The sequence below is a fragment of the Telluria sp. LT2P80 genome, from assembly GCF_059685955.1.
Map to the genome: position 1 here is coordinate 1 of NZ_JCASIO010000016.1, position 18,055 is coordinate 18,055.

Annotated in this window: 18 protein-coding genes; 10 read left to right on the forward strand and 8 right to left on the reverse strand. The window is 51.5% G+C overall.

Annotation, left to right across the window (positions count from 1 at the left end; genetic code table 11):
- The 3 genes from trfA to AC56LW_RS23270 form a co-directional block, all read left to right on the forward strand.
- Positions 1–713: plasmid replication initiator TrfA (trfA, locus tag AC56LW_RS23260; RefSeq protein ID WP_499638067.1), on the forward strand; the 713-nt coding region annotated here is incomplete at its 5' end.
- 1,115 nt (positions 714–1,828) lie between these two features.
- Entirely contained in the window at positions 1,829–2,593 is a 765-nt protein-coding gene (locus AC56LW_RS23265) for a nucleotide-binding protein (protein ID WP_499638070.1), read from the forward strand.
- Positions 2,583–2,894, forward strand: coding sequence for a hypothetical protein (locus tag AC56LW_RS23270; RefSeq protein WP_312183853.1), 312 nt, complete (start codon positions 2,583–2,585; stop codon positions 2,892–2,894). Before AC56LW_RS23265 ends, AC56LW_RS23270 begins: the two co-directional genes overlap by 11 nt.
- Before the next feature lie 1,672 nt (positions 2,895–4,566).
- Here the strand turns inward: AC56LW_RS23270 and AC56LW_RS23275 are convergent.
- Positions 4,567–5,712, reverse strand: coding sequence for a YsnF/AvaK domain-containing protein (locus tag AC56LW_RS23275; RefSeq protein WP_379761790.1), 1,146 nt, complete (start codon positions 5,710–5,712; stop codon positions 4,567–4,569).
- Between the two features lie 24 nt (positions 5,713–5,736).
- Complete coding sequence (locus AC56LW_RS23280; protein ID WP_499638074.1) at positions 5,737–6,162, reverse strand: YsnF/AvaK domain-containing protein; 426 nt, start codon at positions 6,160–6,162, stop codon at positions 5,737–5,739.
- 464 nt (positions 6,163–6,626) lie between these two features.
- Here AC56LW_RS23280 and AC56LW_RS23285 point away from each other — a divergent pair, with 464 nt between their 5' ends.
- Positions 6,627–7,019, forward strand: coding sequence for a VOC family protein (locus tag AC56LW_RS23285; RefSeq protein WP_499638077.1), 393 nt, complete (start codon positions 6,627–6,629; stop codon positions 7,017–7,019).
- Positions 7,020–7,763: 744 nt separating this feature from the next.
- Positions 7,764–9,452 (forward strand): putative bifunctional diguanylate cyclase/phosphodiesterase, encoded by a 1,689-nt coding sequence (locus AC56LW_RS23290; protein WP_499638080.1) that lies wholly within the window; start codon positions 7,764–7,766, stop codon positions 9,450–9,452.
- A 179-nt stretch (positions 9,453–9,631) separates the two neighbouring features.
- Here AC56LW_RS23290 and mscL read toward each other — a convergent pair whose 3' ends face one another.
- The 4 genes from mscL to AC56LW_RS23310 all read right to left on the reverse strand — a co-directional run bounded on the left by mscL (position 9,632) and on the right by AC56LW_RS23310 (position 12,878).
- Positions 9,632–10,039: a large conductance mechanosensitive channel protein MscL gene (gene mscL / locus AC56LW_RS23295; protein ID WP_499638082.1), complete on the reverse strand. Its 408-nt coding sequence runs from the start codon at positions 10,037–10,039 to the stop codon at positions 9,632–9,634.
- Positions 10,040–10,471: 432 nt separating this feature from the next.
- On the reverse strand, positions 10,472–10,807 hold the full coding sequence (locus tag AC56LW_RS23300) for an antitoxin VbhA family protein (protein ID WP_499638085.1): 336 nt from the start codon (positions 10,805–10,807) through the stop codon (positions 10,472–10,474).
- Between the two features lie 383 nt (positions 10,808–11,190).
- Positions 11,191–12,171 (reverse strand): tyrosine-type recombinase/integrase, encoded by a 981-nt coding sequence (locus tag AC56LW_RS23305; protein WP_499638088.1) that lies wholly within the window; start codon positions 12,169–12,171, stop codon positions 11,191–11,193.
- A 233-nt stretch (positions 12,172–12,404) separates the two neighbouring features.
- Positions 12,405–12,878: a tetratricopeptide repeat protein gene (locus tag AC56LW_RS23310; RefSeq protein ID WP_499638090.1), complete on the reverse strand. Its 474-nt coding sequence runs from the start codon at positions 12,876–12,878 to the stop codon at positions 12,405–12,407.
- A gap of 432 nt (positions 12,879–13,310) precedes the next feature.
- Between AC56LW_RS23310 and AC56LW_RS23315 the strand changes: the two genes are divergently transcribed.
- The 3 genes from AC56LW_RS23315 (at position 13,311) to AC56LW_RS23325 (ending at position 15,347) form a co-directional block, all read left to right on the forward strand.
- Positions 13,311–13,748: a pilin gene (locus AC56LW_RS23315; RefSeq protein ID WP_499638093.1), complete on the forward strand. Its 438-nt coding sequence runs from the start codon at positions 13,311–13,313 to the stop codon at positions 13,746–13,748.
- A gap of 158 nt (positions 13,749–13,906) precedes the next feature.
- Positions 13,907–14,644, forward strand: coding sequence for a hypothetical protein (locus tag AC56LW_RS23320; protein ID WP_499638095.1), 738 nt, complete (start codon positions 13,907–13,909; stop codon positions 14,642–14,644).
- A 31-nt stretch (positions 14,645–14,675) separates the two neighbouring features.
- Positions 14,676–15,347 (forward strand): hypothetical protein, encoded by a 672-nt coding sequence (locus tag AC56LW_RS23325; protein WP_499638098.1) that lies wholly within the window; start codon positions 14,676–14,678, stop codon positions 15,345–15,347.
- A gap of 165 nt (positions 15,348–15,512) precedes the next feature.
- On the opposite strand, the gene AC56LW_RS23330 is transcribed toward AC56LW_RS23325, so the two are convergent.
- Together AC56LW_RS23330 and AC56LW_RS23335 are read right to left on the reverse strand one after the other, a co-directional pair.
- On the reverse strand, positions 15,513–15,785 hold the full coding sequence (locus AC56LW_RS23330; protein ID WP_499638101.1) for a hypothetical protein: 273 nt from the start codon (positions 15,783–15,785) through the stop codon (positions 15,513–15,515).
- Between the two features lie 9 nt (positions 15,786–15,794).
- Complete coding sequence (locus AC56LW_RS23335) at positions 15,795–16,142, reverse strand: recombinase family protein (RefSeq protein WP_499638146.1); 348 nt, start codon at positions 16,140–16,142, stop codon at positions 15,795–15,797.
- A gap of 603 nt (positions 16,143–16,745) precedes the next feature.
- Here AC56LW_RS23335 and AC56LW_RS23340 point away from each other — a divergent pair.
- Together AC56LW_RS23340 and AC56LW_RS23345 are read left to right on the forward strand one after the other, a co-directional pair.
- Positions 16,746–17,237: a hypothetical protein gene (locus AC56LW_RS23340; protein WP_499638104.1), complete on the forward strand. Its 492-nt coding sequence runs from the start codon at positions 16,746–16,748 to the stop codon at positions 17,235–17,237.
- Positions 17,238–17,646: 409 nt separating this feature from the next.
- Positions 17,647–18,012, forward strand: coding sequence for a hypothetical protein (locus AC56LW_RS23345; protein WP_499638107.1), 366 nt, complete (start codon positions 17,647–17,649; stop codon positions 18,010–18,012).
- Positions 18,013–18,055: the final 43 nt, after the last annotated feature.

The window sequence follows — 18,055 nt, forward strand, 5'->3', positions numbered from 1 at the left end:
TGGACGGCTATCAAATCATGTTCAAAGGCGAACGTTTCAACCAGCGCGACCTCGACCTGTGGGAAATGCTGTTGCACATCGGCCGACAGCAGCCCTATGGCAAAGCTATCGAATTCGTTGGTAGTGCCTTGCTCAAGGCACTAGGACGCACCACCGGTGGGGAGGACTACGAAGACCTGAAAGAGGATATTTCCCGGCTTATGGGCGGCGTGGTCGAAATCACGTTCACAGACACCAAAGAAACGTTTATAGGTTCGCTCATTCACAATGCCTACCGAGAGGAAACGACACAGCGTTACGCCATCGTGTTCGATGAAAAGATGAGGAAACTGTACGACGCCGGCTATACCCATGTTGATTGGGAGCAGCGCAGGAAGTTGAAGGGCAACAACCTGGCCCAATGGTTGCACGGCTTCTACGCTACGCACGCGGCGCCGCTACGCTACAAAGTGGAAACGATACGCGAGCTGTGCGGAAGTACCACCGAGCGACTTACCGACTTCCGCAAAGCCCTACGCGTGTCCCTGGAAAAACTGAAAACGGTAGGAGCAATCACGAGCTGGAGCATTGAAGCCAAGAGCGATCTTGTAACGGTACGCCGTAAAGGTAGCGTGAGCCAGCAACGGCACCTGGAAAACAAGACGGCTGCAGAGACAAGCGCGGAATTCTCGTCCAACGCCACAGGCACACTATCGGGGTTTGACTCCCACTAGCCCCTTGTAAAAGCAAGGTAAAGTGGTTGAATCCATGGTAAATCTATCGGGGTTTGACTCCCAGCATAGAGAGAGGATGTACACGCTCTCCTTTTTCTTCAACTTCATGCCATTTCTTCGGGGTTTGACTCCCATCTAAGCATCGGGGTTTGACTCCCACCCTTCGGGGTTTGACTCCCACTGTTTCGGGGTTTGACTCCCGCTCTTTCGGGGTTTGACTCCCGGCAACTACCCGTTTTTCATAGTGTAAACTTGGAGTAATAATAGTTTTTTAATAGCTTCTTTAATCCGCACGTGGTTGCACCGTGCGATTTAATACCCCACCCCGCCCGCTAACGGGCACCCCATGAGGGGAAATCAAGACTGCGCCTTCGGCGCACAAGGAGAACTCAAAATTTGGTACATAACGGTCAACAAACGAACGGCCAGACCTTCGGCGGGATACGGACTCCGGCCGATGGCCGGACGCCTACCGGCGCGGGTCCTACCGCCTCACCCCGGCAAAGCCGGGGCTACGGGCACCTGGCCGTCGTAATCACCTGCCGAAACCCCGCGCCCTAACGGGACGCGGCGGCAGGCTCGTTCATAGCTTATCTAACTCAACAAAAACCACTTGCCAGTAAAGAGGTCTGCGAGCGCTGGGGGTTGGGGTTGATTTTAAAGATCTTTTAATTCATCGAAAAAACTTCTGTAACGCAGGCGGTGGGAATTCGCCGCGAAGGCGGCGAATCACAGCGCAAGCAAGCCGCCGTCAGGCGCGCGCAAGGATGAGTCATAGATGTTGTTATGGCCACTGACTAAGAAAGCCGGCACACCATTGACGCCTTGCGGCAGATAGAGCCGCAAGGTTCTTTGTGTTGACAGTACGGTATCGTACCTGCTTCACACCCCACGAACGACATGCCTCACGGAAGCGCTAGGCGCGCCTTGGTGCGGTTTTTGGGTGTGTAGCTGCAGCGTCTATCGCTTGTCTTCTTAAACGCTTCAGATTCCCATTTGGGGTCTGCTACGTCAATGACTTGTATCGACTGTTTGCGAATCGGTCGAGCAGAGGTGAATTACGAGCGCTTTAGCGTAAAAGCTACCTAGTAGCTACTAGGTAGCTTGCATTTTTGATGGGCTCCAAGGATAATTGGTACCAGATAGCTACTAGGTATCTGTTTAGTATCCTTCACTTTAAGGAGAAAATTATTCCTACTATTGTTTTTGTGAGCCCAAAGGGCGGGGCGGGTAAAACCACCTCTGCATTGGTGTTGGCATCACAGCTCGCCCGCGTATCTGAAGTTACAGTCATCGATGCTGATCCGAATAGGCCTATTGCTACGTGGGCGAAAGGCCCAAATACCCCAGCCAGGCTTACAGTAGTCGATGATGCGGACGAAGAAAACATCATCGATAAGATTGAGGACGCTGCTGTAAAGACGCCATTCGTGATCGTAGACCTTGAAGGTACAGCGTCGAAGATTGTTGTTATGGCCGTCAGTCAAGCTGATTTCGTGATCGTGCCGACGCAAGGTTCCCAGCTCGATGCGGAGCAGGCAGGTCGTGCTTTCCGGGTTATCCAGCAGCACGAAAAGATGGCCCGACGTAAGCTGCCATATGCCGTTCTGTTGACACGTACCAATCCCGCTATCCGAACGCGCACCCTTGTACATATCCAAAAAGGGCTGGTCGATGCAGGCATTCCGGTGTTGAACACCGAAATGCACGAGCGAGAGGCGTTTAAGGCAATGTTCTCCTTTCGTCAGCCTTTGGACCACTTGAGTGCTGTTGATGTGGCGAATTTAGACAAAGCGCTTCTCAATGCGGAAGCATTCGCTAAAGAGGTGATCGATATGTTGAGAAGTGGGCAAGAAAGCCGGGAGCAGCATGAGCACTGATCGAGTAAGCCCGTTCGGAGACCTTGCGGATTTTGCTCCGAAGGACAAGAAGGTCCCCGGTCGCGATGAAAAGGCGGTGATCGAACAGGTAGCGGCTGATAATGGTTTTCCAAGCCGTCAACCAGTTAAAGTCGCTCCGACGCAGCAACAGCGGCGGCACCGGACTGGCCGTAATCAGCAGATCAACATCAAGGCCACTGCGGAGACTGTCGAACGAATAAATCGGATTGCCGACGATCTAAGAATTCCTCTCGGCGAGGTTTTAGAGCGGGCGTTAGATGCTCTTGAAAAAGCTACCTAGTAGCTACCAGATATCTAGCAGGTAGCTTTTGTAGGCTAGGAGAAACTGCATGAGCGACGATTACTGGAGCAGCTCGGATTCGGTCTGCCACATCGCCCTGGTCGAGAACAAGGCGCGAATGAGCCCTATGTATGCCCGCTACTGACCGAACTCGGCCGTTCGCGTCAGCTTAGCAGGTTGCCGGACTGAGACGTCACTGACTGTCTCCACCGGCAGCTGTCGGCCAAAAGCAGACATTCGCATAAGACTATTTCCGCCAACCACCGCGGGTTCGGGGGCACAGTCTATTGCAAAGGTTGTTATTCTGAAACTATTTTTAGACGAATTGCAAGAATATTTGTCTTGACAGCAATCATGGGTATGTAAATATAAGCTACGATGTAGTCTTATTCTTACAAAGATCTACAGTGGCACATTCTATTCTTATTGTCGAAATAGACGATCTAGTCCGTCAAACACTTAGCAACATTTTTGAGTTCTTCGAATACCGTACTATTGTTACTAGCTCCCATGACACTGCTTTAAGTATGCTGTTAGGTGTGTGGTTTGGGACAATAATTTTCTGTCCAACTAGGGACGATGCAGATGGCCGGCGATTCGCTTGGGAAGTAAAGGCAATACAGCCAAACATCAAGACTATCGTAATAAGCGGACTTGGACGCTGTGAGCACCTATCTCCATACGTCGATGCGTTCATTGCAAAGCCCTTCTCAGTTGTAGATATTTTAGGTGTGATCTAGGCAGTGAGAGCTGGAAGTCAGGAGGACTTTGACTACAAGACGCCTCAGTTAAAAAAATAAACCAAGCCATCCGATTCAATACGATGATAATTTTCGATAACAAACCTCCGCAGTATACGACTTCGGTAGAGCTTGAAGACGCGGTTCGACGAAGCCGTGACCATACCAAGCAGTTAGTTGTGGAAGCACGCAAACGTAGAACTGAGTTGTCTAATTCTTCTCTTGCTAACGAAGTCGAAATACCGAAACATAGTTAAAACAATTGATATTTGACCGGCAGTAGTCAGCTGCTTGATCATAAGCATAGCTTAGACTGGTGGCAGACGCGCGTCCTTATCGTCCGATAGACTTGGATTCGCATGGACCTCCACATTAGCAGGAATGCTCCGCTCCAAAGTCCGCTAAGGGCCGATTCAGGTCGTTAACTCGGTCGAGTTTGTTAGCCGGCTCTCGCCCTACGTTCACCGCAACGAATGAATCTTGGAGATGCAAGTACCCGTACAGCGACCTGGCGAGGCACTTTAACCGTTTCCGTAAAAGATAGCGCTGTACCTACACCCTCGCGCTGCACGATCCGAAGAGCATGATCAATATGCTGTGCGGTTAATGTATTGCGCCGTGGATCGTTAAATGGTCTGCGAGACATTGGTTAATCAAGGATGTGGAAAATAAGCGCATAATGCTATCGACAGTGCCGTCGAAGCGCACGATTGGAAGCAGAAACCTTCACGCAGAGCATTGTTGCGCAGTGAACTTCGAACCTGCAAGTCGTCGTAGGATCGCGTAACGCGTTTGCAACAATAGATAGAAGAGTCGTCGCGGAATTTTTGCGCCTTGCGCGCCCGAGACTGTAATTCGACATAGCTTAAGGCGAATGAAAAAACGGCGCTGCTGCGCCGTCTTTGTCTTGCATCTAAACGGCTACCAATTCATCAAGAGCGACGTGCCGAAGTATCGTTCGTCATGCGGTCCCAGCCATGACGAACTGCCGCCTTCATTTTTTCCCAGGTAGAAACGCCCCCGTGGTTGCGCGTTTCCCAATCGGTGCGCAGGTCGTTTTCAACGTCGCCCCATTGGCGACCAGCATATTGACCGCGCATTTGCGAACCGTAGGTATAGGCTGGCGAATAGTCGTCGTATGCATCCCCGCCCGTCGCGTAATTGCTCTGGAAGTGGTTGCGATAATAGCTGTCATCGTCGGTGGTCGCTCCGCCCAGGCGTTCAACTTCCACCTCGGTGTGGCGTACGGTGTCGTGGATCTGTTCCTGACGCTCGCTAACTTGTTTGCCAATGGTAACTTCCTCGACAATGCGGGCCGATTTCTGCACCACTGCTTCTTCAGCGGTCTCACGCATCTCGATGGTTTGTTCCTTGAACGCAGTCACGTCCGACGGGCTGATGGGTTGATCGACCACACGGCGCTGTACATCGACGTGCTCTTCGCGCAGACCGATACTTTCATTGACCGGCGTCTCGACCACGCGCGAATAGATACGCGCACCGCCACGCTGCACTTCACGCTTGCCGACCTTCAGTTCCTCTTGCACGACCGGGATGGTCTGGGTTCCGGTATCGCGTTGCATGGAAGCGGCGGCAGACGTGCTCTGGGTGGTCATACCCGCCGATTGAGCCGAAGTCGAATACGACTGCATGCCGCTCTGGTTTCGCGCCATCATGGCGCCGGCCGATGCTGCGTGTTCATCACCGTCCGAATGCTCGTCGATATCCACCGGACCGAATCGCTCGACGATATCGGCGGCGCGCTCGACTTCGGACAACGAATCCGCGCTCAGCGTGATGACGTGCTTTCCGCTTGAGACTGCACCTTCGTAACGATTGACACGACTAGCATCGTCGTCATCGCCGAACAGGTCGCTGAAGAAATTCTTGATGCTATTGCCAATCCCGGTATCACCATCGGCGTCGGTCGTCGTTGCGGTGCCGGCGGTCATGCCGGCGCTGTTTGCGCCGCCAGACAGACGTACATCCTGGCGCGAAAAACCCGATGCCAGCAATTCGTCCAGCGCGCTTTGGGCGCTGGCGTGATTATCGAATACAGCTACAAGAGTATGTTGCATGTTCATTCCTCCGTTATGGTGATGTCATGGTGTATGCGGCTTTTCGGCATCGTCGAAGCGCTCGACCTCGACTTGCTCGGCTTTGAGCGAGACGGTGTTCTGGTAGCGTTCTTCATGCCGGATGCGGGTAATGCGAAGTTCTTCCTTGATGCGCAAGCGGCGTTCAACCACCAGCACTTCTTTGAAAACCGGCACTACCAGCGTGTCGCCTTCGTAGCGGGTAACAGGTTTATCTTCGAGCGCAACAATTCGGTCTACTGGAACACGCTCGATCTCCATCTCGTCGCGCACCAGGCGCTCATCGATGACGACTGGCTGCTCCGAGATCGTTTTGTGGATACGAACGCCGCGCCCGGTTTCAACAACACGGGTGCCAACAGTCAGTTGCTCCTCGACTACGGGAATGCGCAGATCTTCTTGCGTAATGTTCTCGGGGATACTTCTGGACATAAATCGACTCCACATTGCGTTTGGCAGATGTGGACAAGATTACACGACAGGCTGCCATACTCTCACACCGTTGCCGCTCAGATTTTTTTGTGAATGATCTGACTGTGTCTTGATATCGAAAAGTAACTTCCTTGCTAAAGGAAGGAAGTAGACACTGGTTTCGAACGTCCGCTTAGGGTCGGTACCAGCATGTCGCGGCCACCGTTGAATTTTCAACCGGGCAGCAACCTGCTTTGCTGGCTCGACCGGCCGAACTCGGCCAAAAGCAGACCGTGGGATACACACAAATCATGCTTTCCAAACCGAGGATGACAAGGTGCACTTAGGTCGTTCGGTACTTTGGTTTTGTTGGGCAGTCATACCGTCTGTTTATCCCGCGACTATGATTCACCGCCAAACGGACCGATTCGTGCAACAAAGCCGCTACCGCGCTACCATACGGCCGTCATAAATCAGGAGACAATATGCTCAATCACATCATGGTCGGCACCAACGATATCGACCGGTCCAAACAATTTTACGATGCCGTCCTTGGCCTCCTCGGCGCCAAAGAACCCATCCGCAACGAGGCTGCATCGGGCCATACGCGCCTGTTCTACACCCATGACGGCAGCAGCTTCTGCGTCAGCGAGCCGATCAACGACGAACCGGCGACTGTGGCCAACGGCGCGACCGTCGGCTTCAAGTGCAGCTCGCCGGAGCAGGTGCAAGCTTTTCACGACGTGGCAGTAGCCCATGGCGGCCAATCGATCGAACAGCCACCAGGCGTGCGCGATACGCCTACCGGCGGCGTCTGCCTCGCATACGTACGCGACCCAGACGGCAACAAGCTCTGCGCGCTGCACCGGATGCCGTAACTGTTACAGCAAGGCCATCCTGATACGCTTCGTATGCGGCGCCCAGTTGCCTTAGTCGTTTGCCAACACCAGTACTTCCTGCCGACCAGCCCGCAGCGTCCGCTTTGGGTCGACAGCTGCCTGCGGAGACAGTCGGTGAATTTTCCGCCGAGTAACCTGCTAAGCTGACGCGAACAACCAAGTACGGCCAAGAACAGACCTTAGTGTTTGGTTCCATTCAATTGGGTAGCGTTTATGGAGGACTGTCATGATCGTGTGGCGTGTGGTGGCCATAGGCTGCGGCTTTAAAAAAGATGGAGTCCAACACGACTGCGAGCTATCGGGTCTCGTTCGTGCCGACAACATCAACGACGCTTTTTCCAGGACTTGAAATATTGCGATGCAGAATCATCCGGAATTGCTCCAGGCATCTGGTTCATTCCCGTGCGCAACTATCAATGCTGAGGAGATTCAAGAAGTGCTTGAAGCACTGCTGGTTGGCGCGGATCGGGTCGAGCTTAGTTGAAATAGGTCGGTTTCGATCTAAACCGGAACCCCTATAGGATGCTTAATTTGACATTGGCGAACTGCACGTCCAGCTACGTGGCTGCCCTCGGTTGAGCGAGGGTTGTTCGACGTACACAGCAATCACAACTATCAACTTTCACAGTTGTTTGACATATAAATTTTGCAGTATATTTACACTGGTAAAACAAATTCTCACGCATATTTAAATGCGCCTCGATCGCTTAGTAGGAGTTGGTCATGCTGATTGACCCTAGTTTTCTTCTTCAGCAAATATCTTCCAACATGGTTGAGTATGCAGTCGTCACCTTCGATATCGACGGTCATATCACGTCATGGAATCGCGGCGCGGAGGTAATTTTTGGCTACGCTACGCACGAAGTTCTCGCAACACTTGGAGATCGCCTGTTCATCTTAGATGATCGAGTTACAGGTATAGCTGAGCGCGAAATGCAAAGGGCATTGCACGACGGCAGCGCTGTTGGCTTGCGCTGGCATCAGCGAAAGGACGGAACGCTCTTCTGGGCAGACGGAATGATGATGCCCATGCACGACAATGGCGTTGTCGTTGGTTTTCTCAAGATTCTGCGTGATGTGACCGAAACTAAGCTCATATATGAAAAGGCCGAATACTTAGCATCATGCGATCTGCTAACAGGCGTTGCTAACCGAGCAACGTTTGAAACACGACTTTCTGAACTGTTGAGAGTTGCAGAACGCGGCAGCCAATGGCTGCTTCTATTCGCCATCGACCTAGACAAATTCAAAGAAGTTAACGACCAATTTGGACACGGAACCGGAGACATCCTGCTTAAGGAAGCCGCGAAACGTCTCAAGTATACCTGCCGTGAAAGCGACGTGATCGCTCGGCTTGGAGGCGACGAATTTGCGCTGCTGCAGTTGAACCCCCCCGGCGTCTCTGCCGGGGCCACGCTAGCGGAGAAACTGCTGCGAGAGCTGGCCAGACCGTTCGACATAGACGGCCATGCCATCCTGATCAGCGGCAGCATCGGAATTTCCGTTTTCCCTAACGATGCGCGCAATGCGCATGACTTGCGTGCGACAGCGGATCTGGCGTTGTACCAGGCAAAAAAACATGGTAGAAATTGCTATCACTATTTCACCGAAAAGATGGACCAAACAGTTAAGGAGAAGAATCTGGATAAAGCCGCGTTGCGCAATACCGTACAAAACAATCTCTATCGAATTGAGTACCAGCCGATCGTTAACGCCAAGACTGGCTGCACTGTATCGATGGAAGCATTAATCCGCTTTGTCCACCCCCAACTCGCTGGTCACTCGGTCGACTACGTGATTAATCTCGCGCAGGAAATGGGACTGATCGTAACTATTGGTACGTGGGTTTTTCGCCAAGCGTGCATGCAGCTGAAGCAATGGCATCTCGGTGGAATGAAAAAAATTCGATTGGCAGTCAACACATGCGCGAAGGAATTGCTTGATCCGGCTTACATAAGGTCCCTTGAAAATGCGTTCGTAGAGTTTGGCTTAGAGCCATCGCAAGTCGAAATCGAATTAACGGAACGTGATGCTATTCAATTAGATGGTAGCAGCACAGAAATCCTCGGCAACCTGCGAGACATGGGATGCCTAATCGTACTGGACGACTTCGGTACCGGCTACTCGTCGCTCAGCTATCTGCGTACGCTGCCGATCGACATAATCAAACTCGATCGAAGTTTCGTACGGGAAATACCACAAGCTACAAATGCCAACAAGGTTGCAAGCGCCGTTATCTCTCTCGCGCAAGCATTGCACATTGATGTGACGGCAGAAGGAGTTGAAACCACGGATCAGGCGCACTTTTTACAGGCAGCGCATTGCCAATGCATGCAGGGCTATCTGTTTTCACGATCGCTATCACCCGCTGCAGCCATGCAGTGGTTGAAGAAAGGTACACTCGATCATTAATTTAAGAGAGATAATTCCCCTGATTATGCGTACAACCGACTGCGATGATAACGGGTGCACACAGCAGTTCACTTGAATTTTCCAGCGTTAAGGTCACCCCTAAATTTGTACAAAGTTACGATCTCTCCAGTGATACCAGTGCCGCTAGACTTGTCGCGACATCAGCGACTGAAGCTAGCCTACCGTTGCAACGCATCTCGAATTTCGCGAAGTAGATTGACTTCCTCGGTAGTAGCAATAATAACCGGAGCGGGTTTACGCAGACGGTTTACCATACGAACCATCTGGAAAATTATAAATGCGAGGATAATGAAATTTACTGAAACTGTTAGAAAATTTCCGTATGCCAATACCGCGCCCGCCTTTTTTGCTTCGATCAGGGGCAGTCCCCATGCCTGATCGTTTAGCGGTAGATAATAGTTCCCGAAATCAAGCCCTCCAAAAATTTTCCCTACAATTGGCATAATAATGTCTTGTACAAGCGAATCGACGATCTTACTAAATGCTGCGCCAATGATGACCCCAACCGCAAGATCCATCACATTCCCCTTAGTGGCAAATTCTCTAAATTCAGTTAGCATGGTCATTTTTTTCTCCATTAAAAATTCAAGAATAACTCAAAACAATTTCGAAATGGGAGAAATGATGCTGTCAATCCGCCGTCTAGCTGAGTACTAGTTAGAACTATCCTACCCAGCAGTAACGATCGTTCCAACAAGCATATGGCACAAAATTGGAAGAAGGTTGTTGAACTCAACAACAGCAAAGTCTGCTTCGGGTCGTAAGCGGCCTGTCAGAGGAGGCGTAATTTCATTTGCAGTCAGCGCAAGCACGTTGCCGTCGAATGCAAGCCGGCACCACGGATTGCGAAAATATTTGCAGATAGCGCGAGTACGAGCCGCCCGTAATTTGCATTTAGTCTGAGCCGGGAAACGCGTCAAATGCGAGCATGGCTCATGCAAACGCGAACCGCTACATCTAACTAGTGACATAACTCATTATCAGGAATGGATATGATGCTATTCACCCTGGTGAGCTTGCTTTATGTCGGCGATGCATTCTTCCATGCTAATTTCTCCACGAACCCATCGTTGCTGCTGAGCTTCAGCTGCGGAAGAAACCGCAAAGCCCTCAAGTGCAACAGATGCATGTCCAAAACTAACCGCCGCCTGCCGTTCGTCGACTGTAGATCGTGCAGAGGTTGAGGCCGTACTGATTTCATTTTTGGCAACAAAATCACACATGCAGTCACGCAATATTTGTGCCGCCGAACGATCAAGAAATTCGGCAGCCTGCTGAAATTCAGCCTTGAGTTCACCAGGCACCGTGATAATGATTTGTTCGTCTTTTGACAAAATAGATTCCTAATAGATAGTAAATTTCACAATATCTTTGATGCAACTATGTGTAATCGTGTGCAATTATTGAGCAACCAATCTCAACCAAAAACAACCATTCTCAACCAAAAAACAACCTTCCTCAACCAATAACAACCGCTCTCAACCATAAAACAACCATATCCAAGGAAAACTCGACAAATTGACGGCTTAATTAGGCACGACAGATATGAATACAAAATCCTGCGGGTTTTGCCTTCATATCCGTGCCAAATGGGTATACCCTTTTGAAACCCCAGCGTCCTACGGACGCCGGAACTCGGCTTGCGTGGGCGAGGAAAAGACGGCGACGCGTCGAATCAGGCTCCAGGTAATGCGAACAAAAAAAGCAGGAAGCGTCTTTAATAAGCGACCTTGAAAGTTGGACTGTCTTCGGCGCGCAAGTCACGCCGATCGTAGACGCGTGTGGTCGAGATGTTGGCATGTCCCAACCACTGCTGGACTTTGGCGATGTCGGCGTTATGTTCGAGCGCGTTGGTCGCGGCCGTAGCGCGCAGGGCGTGAGGGCCGAAGCCATCGACTTCGATACCAACGCTTGCGGCATACTTGGCCAGCATCTGGTACACGCCGCCTGGTGTGATTGCGCGGCCGGCGCCATGGGTATTGTTGCTGACGGGTTGGAACAAGGGGGCTGCCTTGTCGGCGCCATGGCCGGCTGCTTCCAGGTAGAGAGTGATGGCGCCAGCCGCGGCCGGGTGCAGCGGCACGTAACGGATCTTTCCGCCTTTGCCGTGCACGCGCAGGCTGCGTACGCCACGGCGCTCCTGCAGATCGACCAGGTGCAGCGCACACAGCTCGGCACGGCGCAGGCCGTGATAGAGCAAGGTAGCCAGGATGGCGCGATCGCGCATGCCGCGCAGCGTTGATGCGTCGGGGGCTGCCAACAGGGCGCGTGCCTGGTGGTCAGCGATGGCCGGCGTTTTGCCTTCCGCGCTTTCGTTCTTCGGCCGTTTAACGCCGTCCACCGGGTTACCTTGGATGGCATTGGCTTCGCACAGCGATTCAAACAGTGATGATAGGGCCGCGAGTTTGCGCCGGATGGTGGCACCGCCTAAAGCGCGCAGCTCCAGGCTGCGGCGCCAGGCCAGCACGTGTGCCCGTGCCACGTCGCGAAACGCCAGCGGATCAGTGATGCCGGCGTAGCGCATGAATTCCTCGACGTCATTTTGGTAGGCGCGGCGCGTCTGCGGGTTATCGATGTTGGCGAACCAGGTTAGAGCAGGCGGCACATCGGCCAGCTGCTGAAAGGCGGCACCGGTCAATACGCGCGGCGCCGGCGCGGCCGGCGCCAGCTGGTCGACAACGTGCAAATCGTCTGACATGTGTGCTCCTGGTCTGTACACGCTGAACTTCGATCCTACTGTTGATAACCTATTTTATCAATAGTACAGATTGAGGAAGAATGTACAGCTCAACCGTACCTAGTTCCGAACCGTTGAGCTTCGCTCTTTTAGAAGAAATTCTAAAGCGACTGTACTTCGTTGGCATCGTCGCGACGCGAGCTACTTTCAGGTTGCCTAAGGTGGTTGGGAAAACAACAAGAGTCAGCTGAAATCTACTGACTGCGAAGCCCATCCTTCATGCCTCTAATCTGTGCTTGTGAAATAGGGTCCCCAAAGGCAGCTGATTTGGCCAGCCACATGATTCCCATATTGTCATTTGTCTCTATACCCTCGCCTTTTATATAGCAGATCCCGAGCCAACGCATTGCAGGAGGGTAATCCTTCTTTTCAGCTAGTTGAAGCCAGTAAACACAAGCCTCAAATTTCTTTTGCGCATGAAAAATTAATGCCATGTCAGTTTGTGCTTCAGGATCACCGTTATCGGCAGCTTGAATTAATGCCAAATCTTCGGAGTTGTTGAGAGAGATGCAAAAATGTGAAGAAATAGAGTCAAGCAAAACCATGACCTTACCGCTTTGAGGATTCTTATCACTACGTATTACAGAACCGTCAGCAAAGCGCCGCCAGAGTGTACGTTCGCTCCAACCAGTCAGTATGGTTGCCGTCGCAATATTAACGTAATGCAATTAATTCGCCTTGTTAAGATGTTGCTTTTTATGCATTAATTTTGGCCATAGTGTAGAAGTCTAGTCCGACTTCATCAGGCAATTATCTCGCGACCTTACCTTCTAGTCATTGAGTTTCTATCCTAAACATACGCTTATTTTTCATGTTTATGTCTACTCGCCATAGGAGAGCTATGGCAGCCGTGACGGCAGAGCTTCCGTCGTGTCAATGTCAGGGCTTCCACTGTGCCATTGTCAGGGCTTCCACTGTGCCATTGTCAGAGCTTCCACCGTGCCAGTGGCAGAGCTTCCGCGTTGTCAAAATGGATTAGTTAAGAAAATTTTGCTAATAAAACAACATTTTCAGGCCAAAATGGCTGGCACGGCAATTGCTCAATGGGAAGTACACAGTAAAACGCCAATACCGGCACTTCAACACTTCCTGGAGTATTTATGAAATTCGTACAGTACAAAAAGCAAGCCCAACAAGGCTTCACTCTTATCGAGTTGATGATTGTCGTTGCAATTATCGGTATCTTGGCAGCGGTGGCCATTCCTGCGTATTCGGACTACACCACTAAAGCAAAATTTACGGGTGTGACTTCGCTTTCGAGCTCGTATCAAACTGCAGTTAGTGTCTGCATGCAGGAACAAAGCACGAACGTTGGTTGCACCGCTGGTGAATTAGGCATTCCAGCGTTGCCAAAGGCTTTCCCTAAAGAAGTCAAGAGTGCAACTGTAACTGACGGCGTTGTGACCGTGGTGTCTAGCCTGCCTGATGGCAACACGTCTGTTATGACTCCGACTATGGATGGTGGTGTTATGAAATGGACGCAGTCGGGAACTTGTTTGACTGCTACAGCCAAGGCTCCGATCCTTTGCAAGGCTTAATTAGTTGCGTAATACATAGTAGTAATTAAAAACCCGCAGATCATCTGCGGGTTTTTTCTATTTACAGTAGGAGAAAGTTCACTACTAGTTATAGATTATGAATCGTCACGAGAATTTTAGACACTCGCCTGAGCAGTTTTTAACTGAAAGGAGTGACAATGCTTCATGCATTCGCACGCAATAAAAGCCGAGCGTACAGACGCTATCTTGGTGTACGAGATCCCTCAGAGCCGCGCGTCAGCGCGGAAGACGAAATAACCTCTTTAATATTCGGCCCGCTTGAGTTTCTTTCGGCGCTCGACAATTGGGCATTGTGGAAACTAGTACTGCAAAGTCCTGCATTGATCAGCTCATGCGGACCTTTGCCGTCGAGCTTCTTCGCGGATTTCTCGCCCGCTTCCTGCACTTTCGAGTTTTGGCCACGTAAGGACAACATCGAGCCCGACATGGTCGTCCAGTTTGCAGACGATATGGGCGCGACAAGATCATTGTTGATTGAGCTGAAATGGGACGCTGGCGTGAGCGGTGTAGATCAACTGGAAAAACAGTGGATGCGCTACCAAGAAAGTGAACATGACCGCTCACTGCATGTCTTTATAGCCAAGCGTACCGGTGGGCTGGTGTCTGACACGATCCCATGGATTTGCCTTGAGGCGGATGGGGCCGTCCGCTTGCGAGCGATTCGGTGGCACGAATTCAAGCATGAGATCGCGAAGCTATCGCATGCGTCTACCGTTTCGGCAGCTCTTAGGCGCTGGGCAGTTCTTGTCAGCGATTTTTTAGGATATCTAGAAATCCGTCCCTTCGTTGGATTCCGAGCTGTAATGCATTTGGCCGAGGCGATCCCACACATGGGTGGCCAAGACATCGTGTTGTGGCGACATAGTGCAAAGTAATACTTATCCTTAATTTTTGTGAGGCTAATAAATGAACCCTGGTACAAGAATAATTCGCAGTTGTGAACTCGTTGACAGCGTGTGGTCGCAAGTCCAAGAGCTGTGCAATTCGCTCTCTGCCTTGATGGCCACAAAGCTGGAGAATGGCGACTTTGAGAACTTGCGCAGTGCAGGCTCTTGGACCAGCGTCTGGGACAAGGCACCGTCGGGCTGGGGCAGTACCGCTTATGCAGTCAGTTTTCCTGTCGCGAAAAAAGGGCGCCGGAAGGCCGTTGTGGATGCCTGGATAAACTTTCAGGTCAGCGTGTTCGGTAGTGGAATACCGCCTGTTTCAGGTAGCGACAAGGAAACTATTGGCCCTGTGATACATGTCTCGTTCTGGCACATGCAGACCAGCTTCAGGGAGGCCGGCACCTTTGTTGAATTCCCCAACCCGGTGGACGACGACCTTGAGGTCAAGGACCAGCGGCTTTTGTTCTGGGATGCGCATAGGGAAGGCGTTTCTCCACAATGGACCTTTACAATCAGTTTACTTAACCTGGACAGCGAGGATGCTTTGCAAACAGCGATCATTGACCCAATACAGGCTTTGCTCAAGAATGTAGAACCTGCTGTCGCGCTTCCAGACACCTTGCCCGGCTTGGTGTTCTACACCTCCGTTGAACACAGCGAACTTGGATTGACACTTATGGCCGCAAAATAGCGGTAAGAAGTGCTATTCCTTGCTGTCACTCTGACACAAATTTGACCAAGTATCTCCGCCAATGGTCACATAAAGCAGTAGTTGCATATCCAAAATCTACGCTAATAATTCGCCCTAATCGATTGAAGGCGTGTTGAAATCCGCCGCTCATGGGGCTCAAGCCGATCAGGACCCACCTTCGGCCATGACATCGTTATAAGCTTGCGCCAGCAGATAAGCATGGCGCGCCGCGGCCGGTATGGCTGACGCGGCCGTTACGAGCCAGTGCGCGCGCCATGTTTCGGGGAAACTATTCCACCAGTCCATGCCGGTGTGCGTGTCCCCCTCCTGAACCAGGTAGACGCCGCCGCCGGCCTCTTGGTTGTCCCCGTACAGCTTGAAGCTCCATCCTTCTCCCAGATCGGCAGGGCGAGGTTTGATTTTGTAAGTACGGCGCATGTCGCCTTCTTACGGGATGGTGGTAGTCGGTTTCACGACGCGCATGACGCTGGCGCGTGAAATACCGAAAGTGCGCGCTAGGGCGCTGATCGATTCGCCCGCCTGATGTTGCCTGGCAATTGCCGCGCGTTGTTCATCGGTTGTGCTGGTCGGGCGGCCTAAGGTTTTGCCTTCCGCCTTGGCACGCGCCAGACCAGCCTGTGTACGCTCCACCAGCAGGTCGCGCTCCATCTCGGCAACGGCGACCAGCATGTTCAGCATGAGCTTGCCGGCGGCACTGGCCAAGTCGAGCTTGCCCAACTGCAGGACAATGACCTCGATGCGGCGCGCAGCCAGCGCTTTGATCGTGGCTCCGATGTCTTGGGTATCTTAACTGCTGCCAGCCGCGCGCATTACGAGCAGCAGATCGGCATCTTTGCTAGACGAGGTGACTCCAGCAGAGAACGTATTTTATCAAGAGTAAACGGCCTCGACTTGAGTGCAACTCGCAACCCTCGAGGTGCGGCGCGATTTCCGACCAACTAGTTAGAAACTAACGAAGGGCAGAACCCGGGGAAGTGTGGAGAGCGCACTCTCGAGCGTCTGCTGCTGGGCGAGGCAGCGAAGCGAAGCGACCAACATACCCGCATGGCTCGATGGAGGACGAGAAGCATGGGAAGAGCGACAGGTATCGCAGGAGCGCGCATGAGGGTGGAATATTGCAATCATCGCCCGCGTGTGCGCGCGTACACGCACGTGAGGGTGGAGATGTCGTACCAGTACCTAGGCAGGCGCGGGCGTGCGCAGGCGCGCGTGAGGGTGGAAATGTTGGTGTCCAAAAAAGCTTCCTTTAGCATATATGCCATAGAAACTCTGGTTGCCTTGGAGTACGAATAAATTGCAACACCCCCACGAATTTTATGTTTCTATCTGGAAATTTCCGCTACAGTGTTCAGCTTTGTTAGCCCGTCGAGAAATATTATGAAAAACATATGTCTTAGCGTTACCCTTTTTGCGATGTCCTATAGTGCTCATGCCTTGGATGAGCGCTCTGCTGCCGTCCTAGCGAAAAAATATAGTGAAACTGTAGCGTGTCAGCTTGAAGACAACGCTGACCGGCCTACCCAGTACAAGGCTGTACGCATTGACAAAGGCGATGCTGAACTGAATGGGCTAGGTGCGAAATTTGTCGTGTTCTGGCAAGGTGACCTCGGGTGTTTGGGAGGAAACGGGACGATACGGCCAAATTTCACAGTGGTTGAAAAAGCCGGGTCTCCCGCTGCTGATCCAGTCGTTATCGACTACAAATTTCCGGAATTAAAGATGGTTGCTTTGACGACTATGACAGCAACTAAAACGGGGCTGCTTTTGCTTACAGGGATATCCTATGGTCCCAAGGATGAGCAACACCGGCCAACAAAATCAGTCAAATACACTTTGAAACTGGTTGATAGTAAATTCATTATTCAATAATCAGATTAGGCCTTTTCGTTCAGTATGCAGAGTGCTCTGCTCGCCATGCGAAGACAAATCGGGCGTGGCCGAAGTAGCGCTGCGACCCGGCTCGCGATTTATGAGGGCGCGCTGTATAACCGCCGGCGGCACCCACTGCTCATGGAGAGCCTGCGTGCCAGCAGCCAGGCCGAACACTGCAGATACGTTTATCGCTAGGTCGACGTGCACAGCGGTATGGCGATCAGTTCGTTTTTCCATGACCTGATAGTGGCGATTTCGCGCAAACCAAGGTTTGATGTCAAACCAGCTTAGAACCCTGGAAACACCCAGCAGTATCCACGCTGTGCTCGACGCCTATCGCCAAACACTTGTTTCCGACTGTAGCTTTAGGCAATTCTTTCCGACGAAATAGAATTTTGGAGAAATAATGGGAATATTCGGCGATTTCAAAAAATCGTTGGCTGAAAGCGCTGGCCGTATAATTTTTTCACAGCTTGCTGACACTCAACAGAAGATGGCTGTGCTACCGGAGCATATTCGAACCGCCGCCTTACTAGGATTTGCAAAAAAAAGAAATCTATTACTTGGGCAATTAGATAATTGGACTTCAGATGGCCGAATTGAGATGGGAAAAACTCTTCAGGCCAAGGCACGGGAAACACTTAATATGGATGTAGCGGAAGGGTACGCTCTATGGCTTGCCGGCGCCTGGCTAGAAAGCATGGAACGGCCAGGTCTTGACGCGGAAAAAGCGCATGACTTTTTGGAAAAGGTAGGTAAAAGTATTTCGTAATCAACCCAGCTCACCTCAATTTTTTCTCAAAAAACGAGAAATA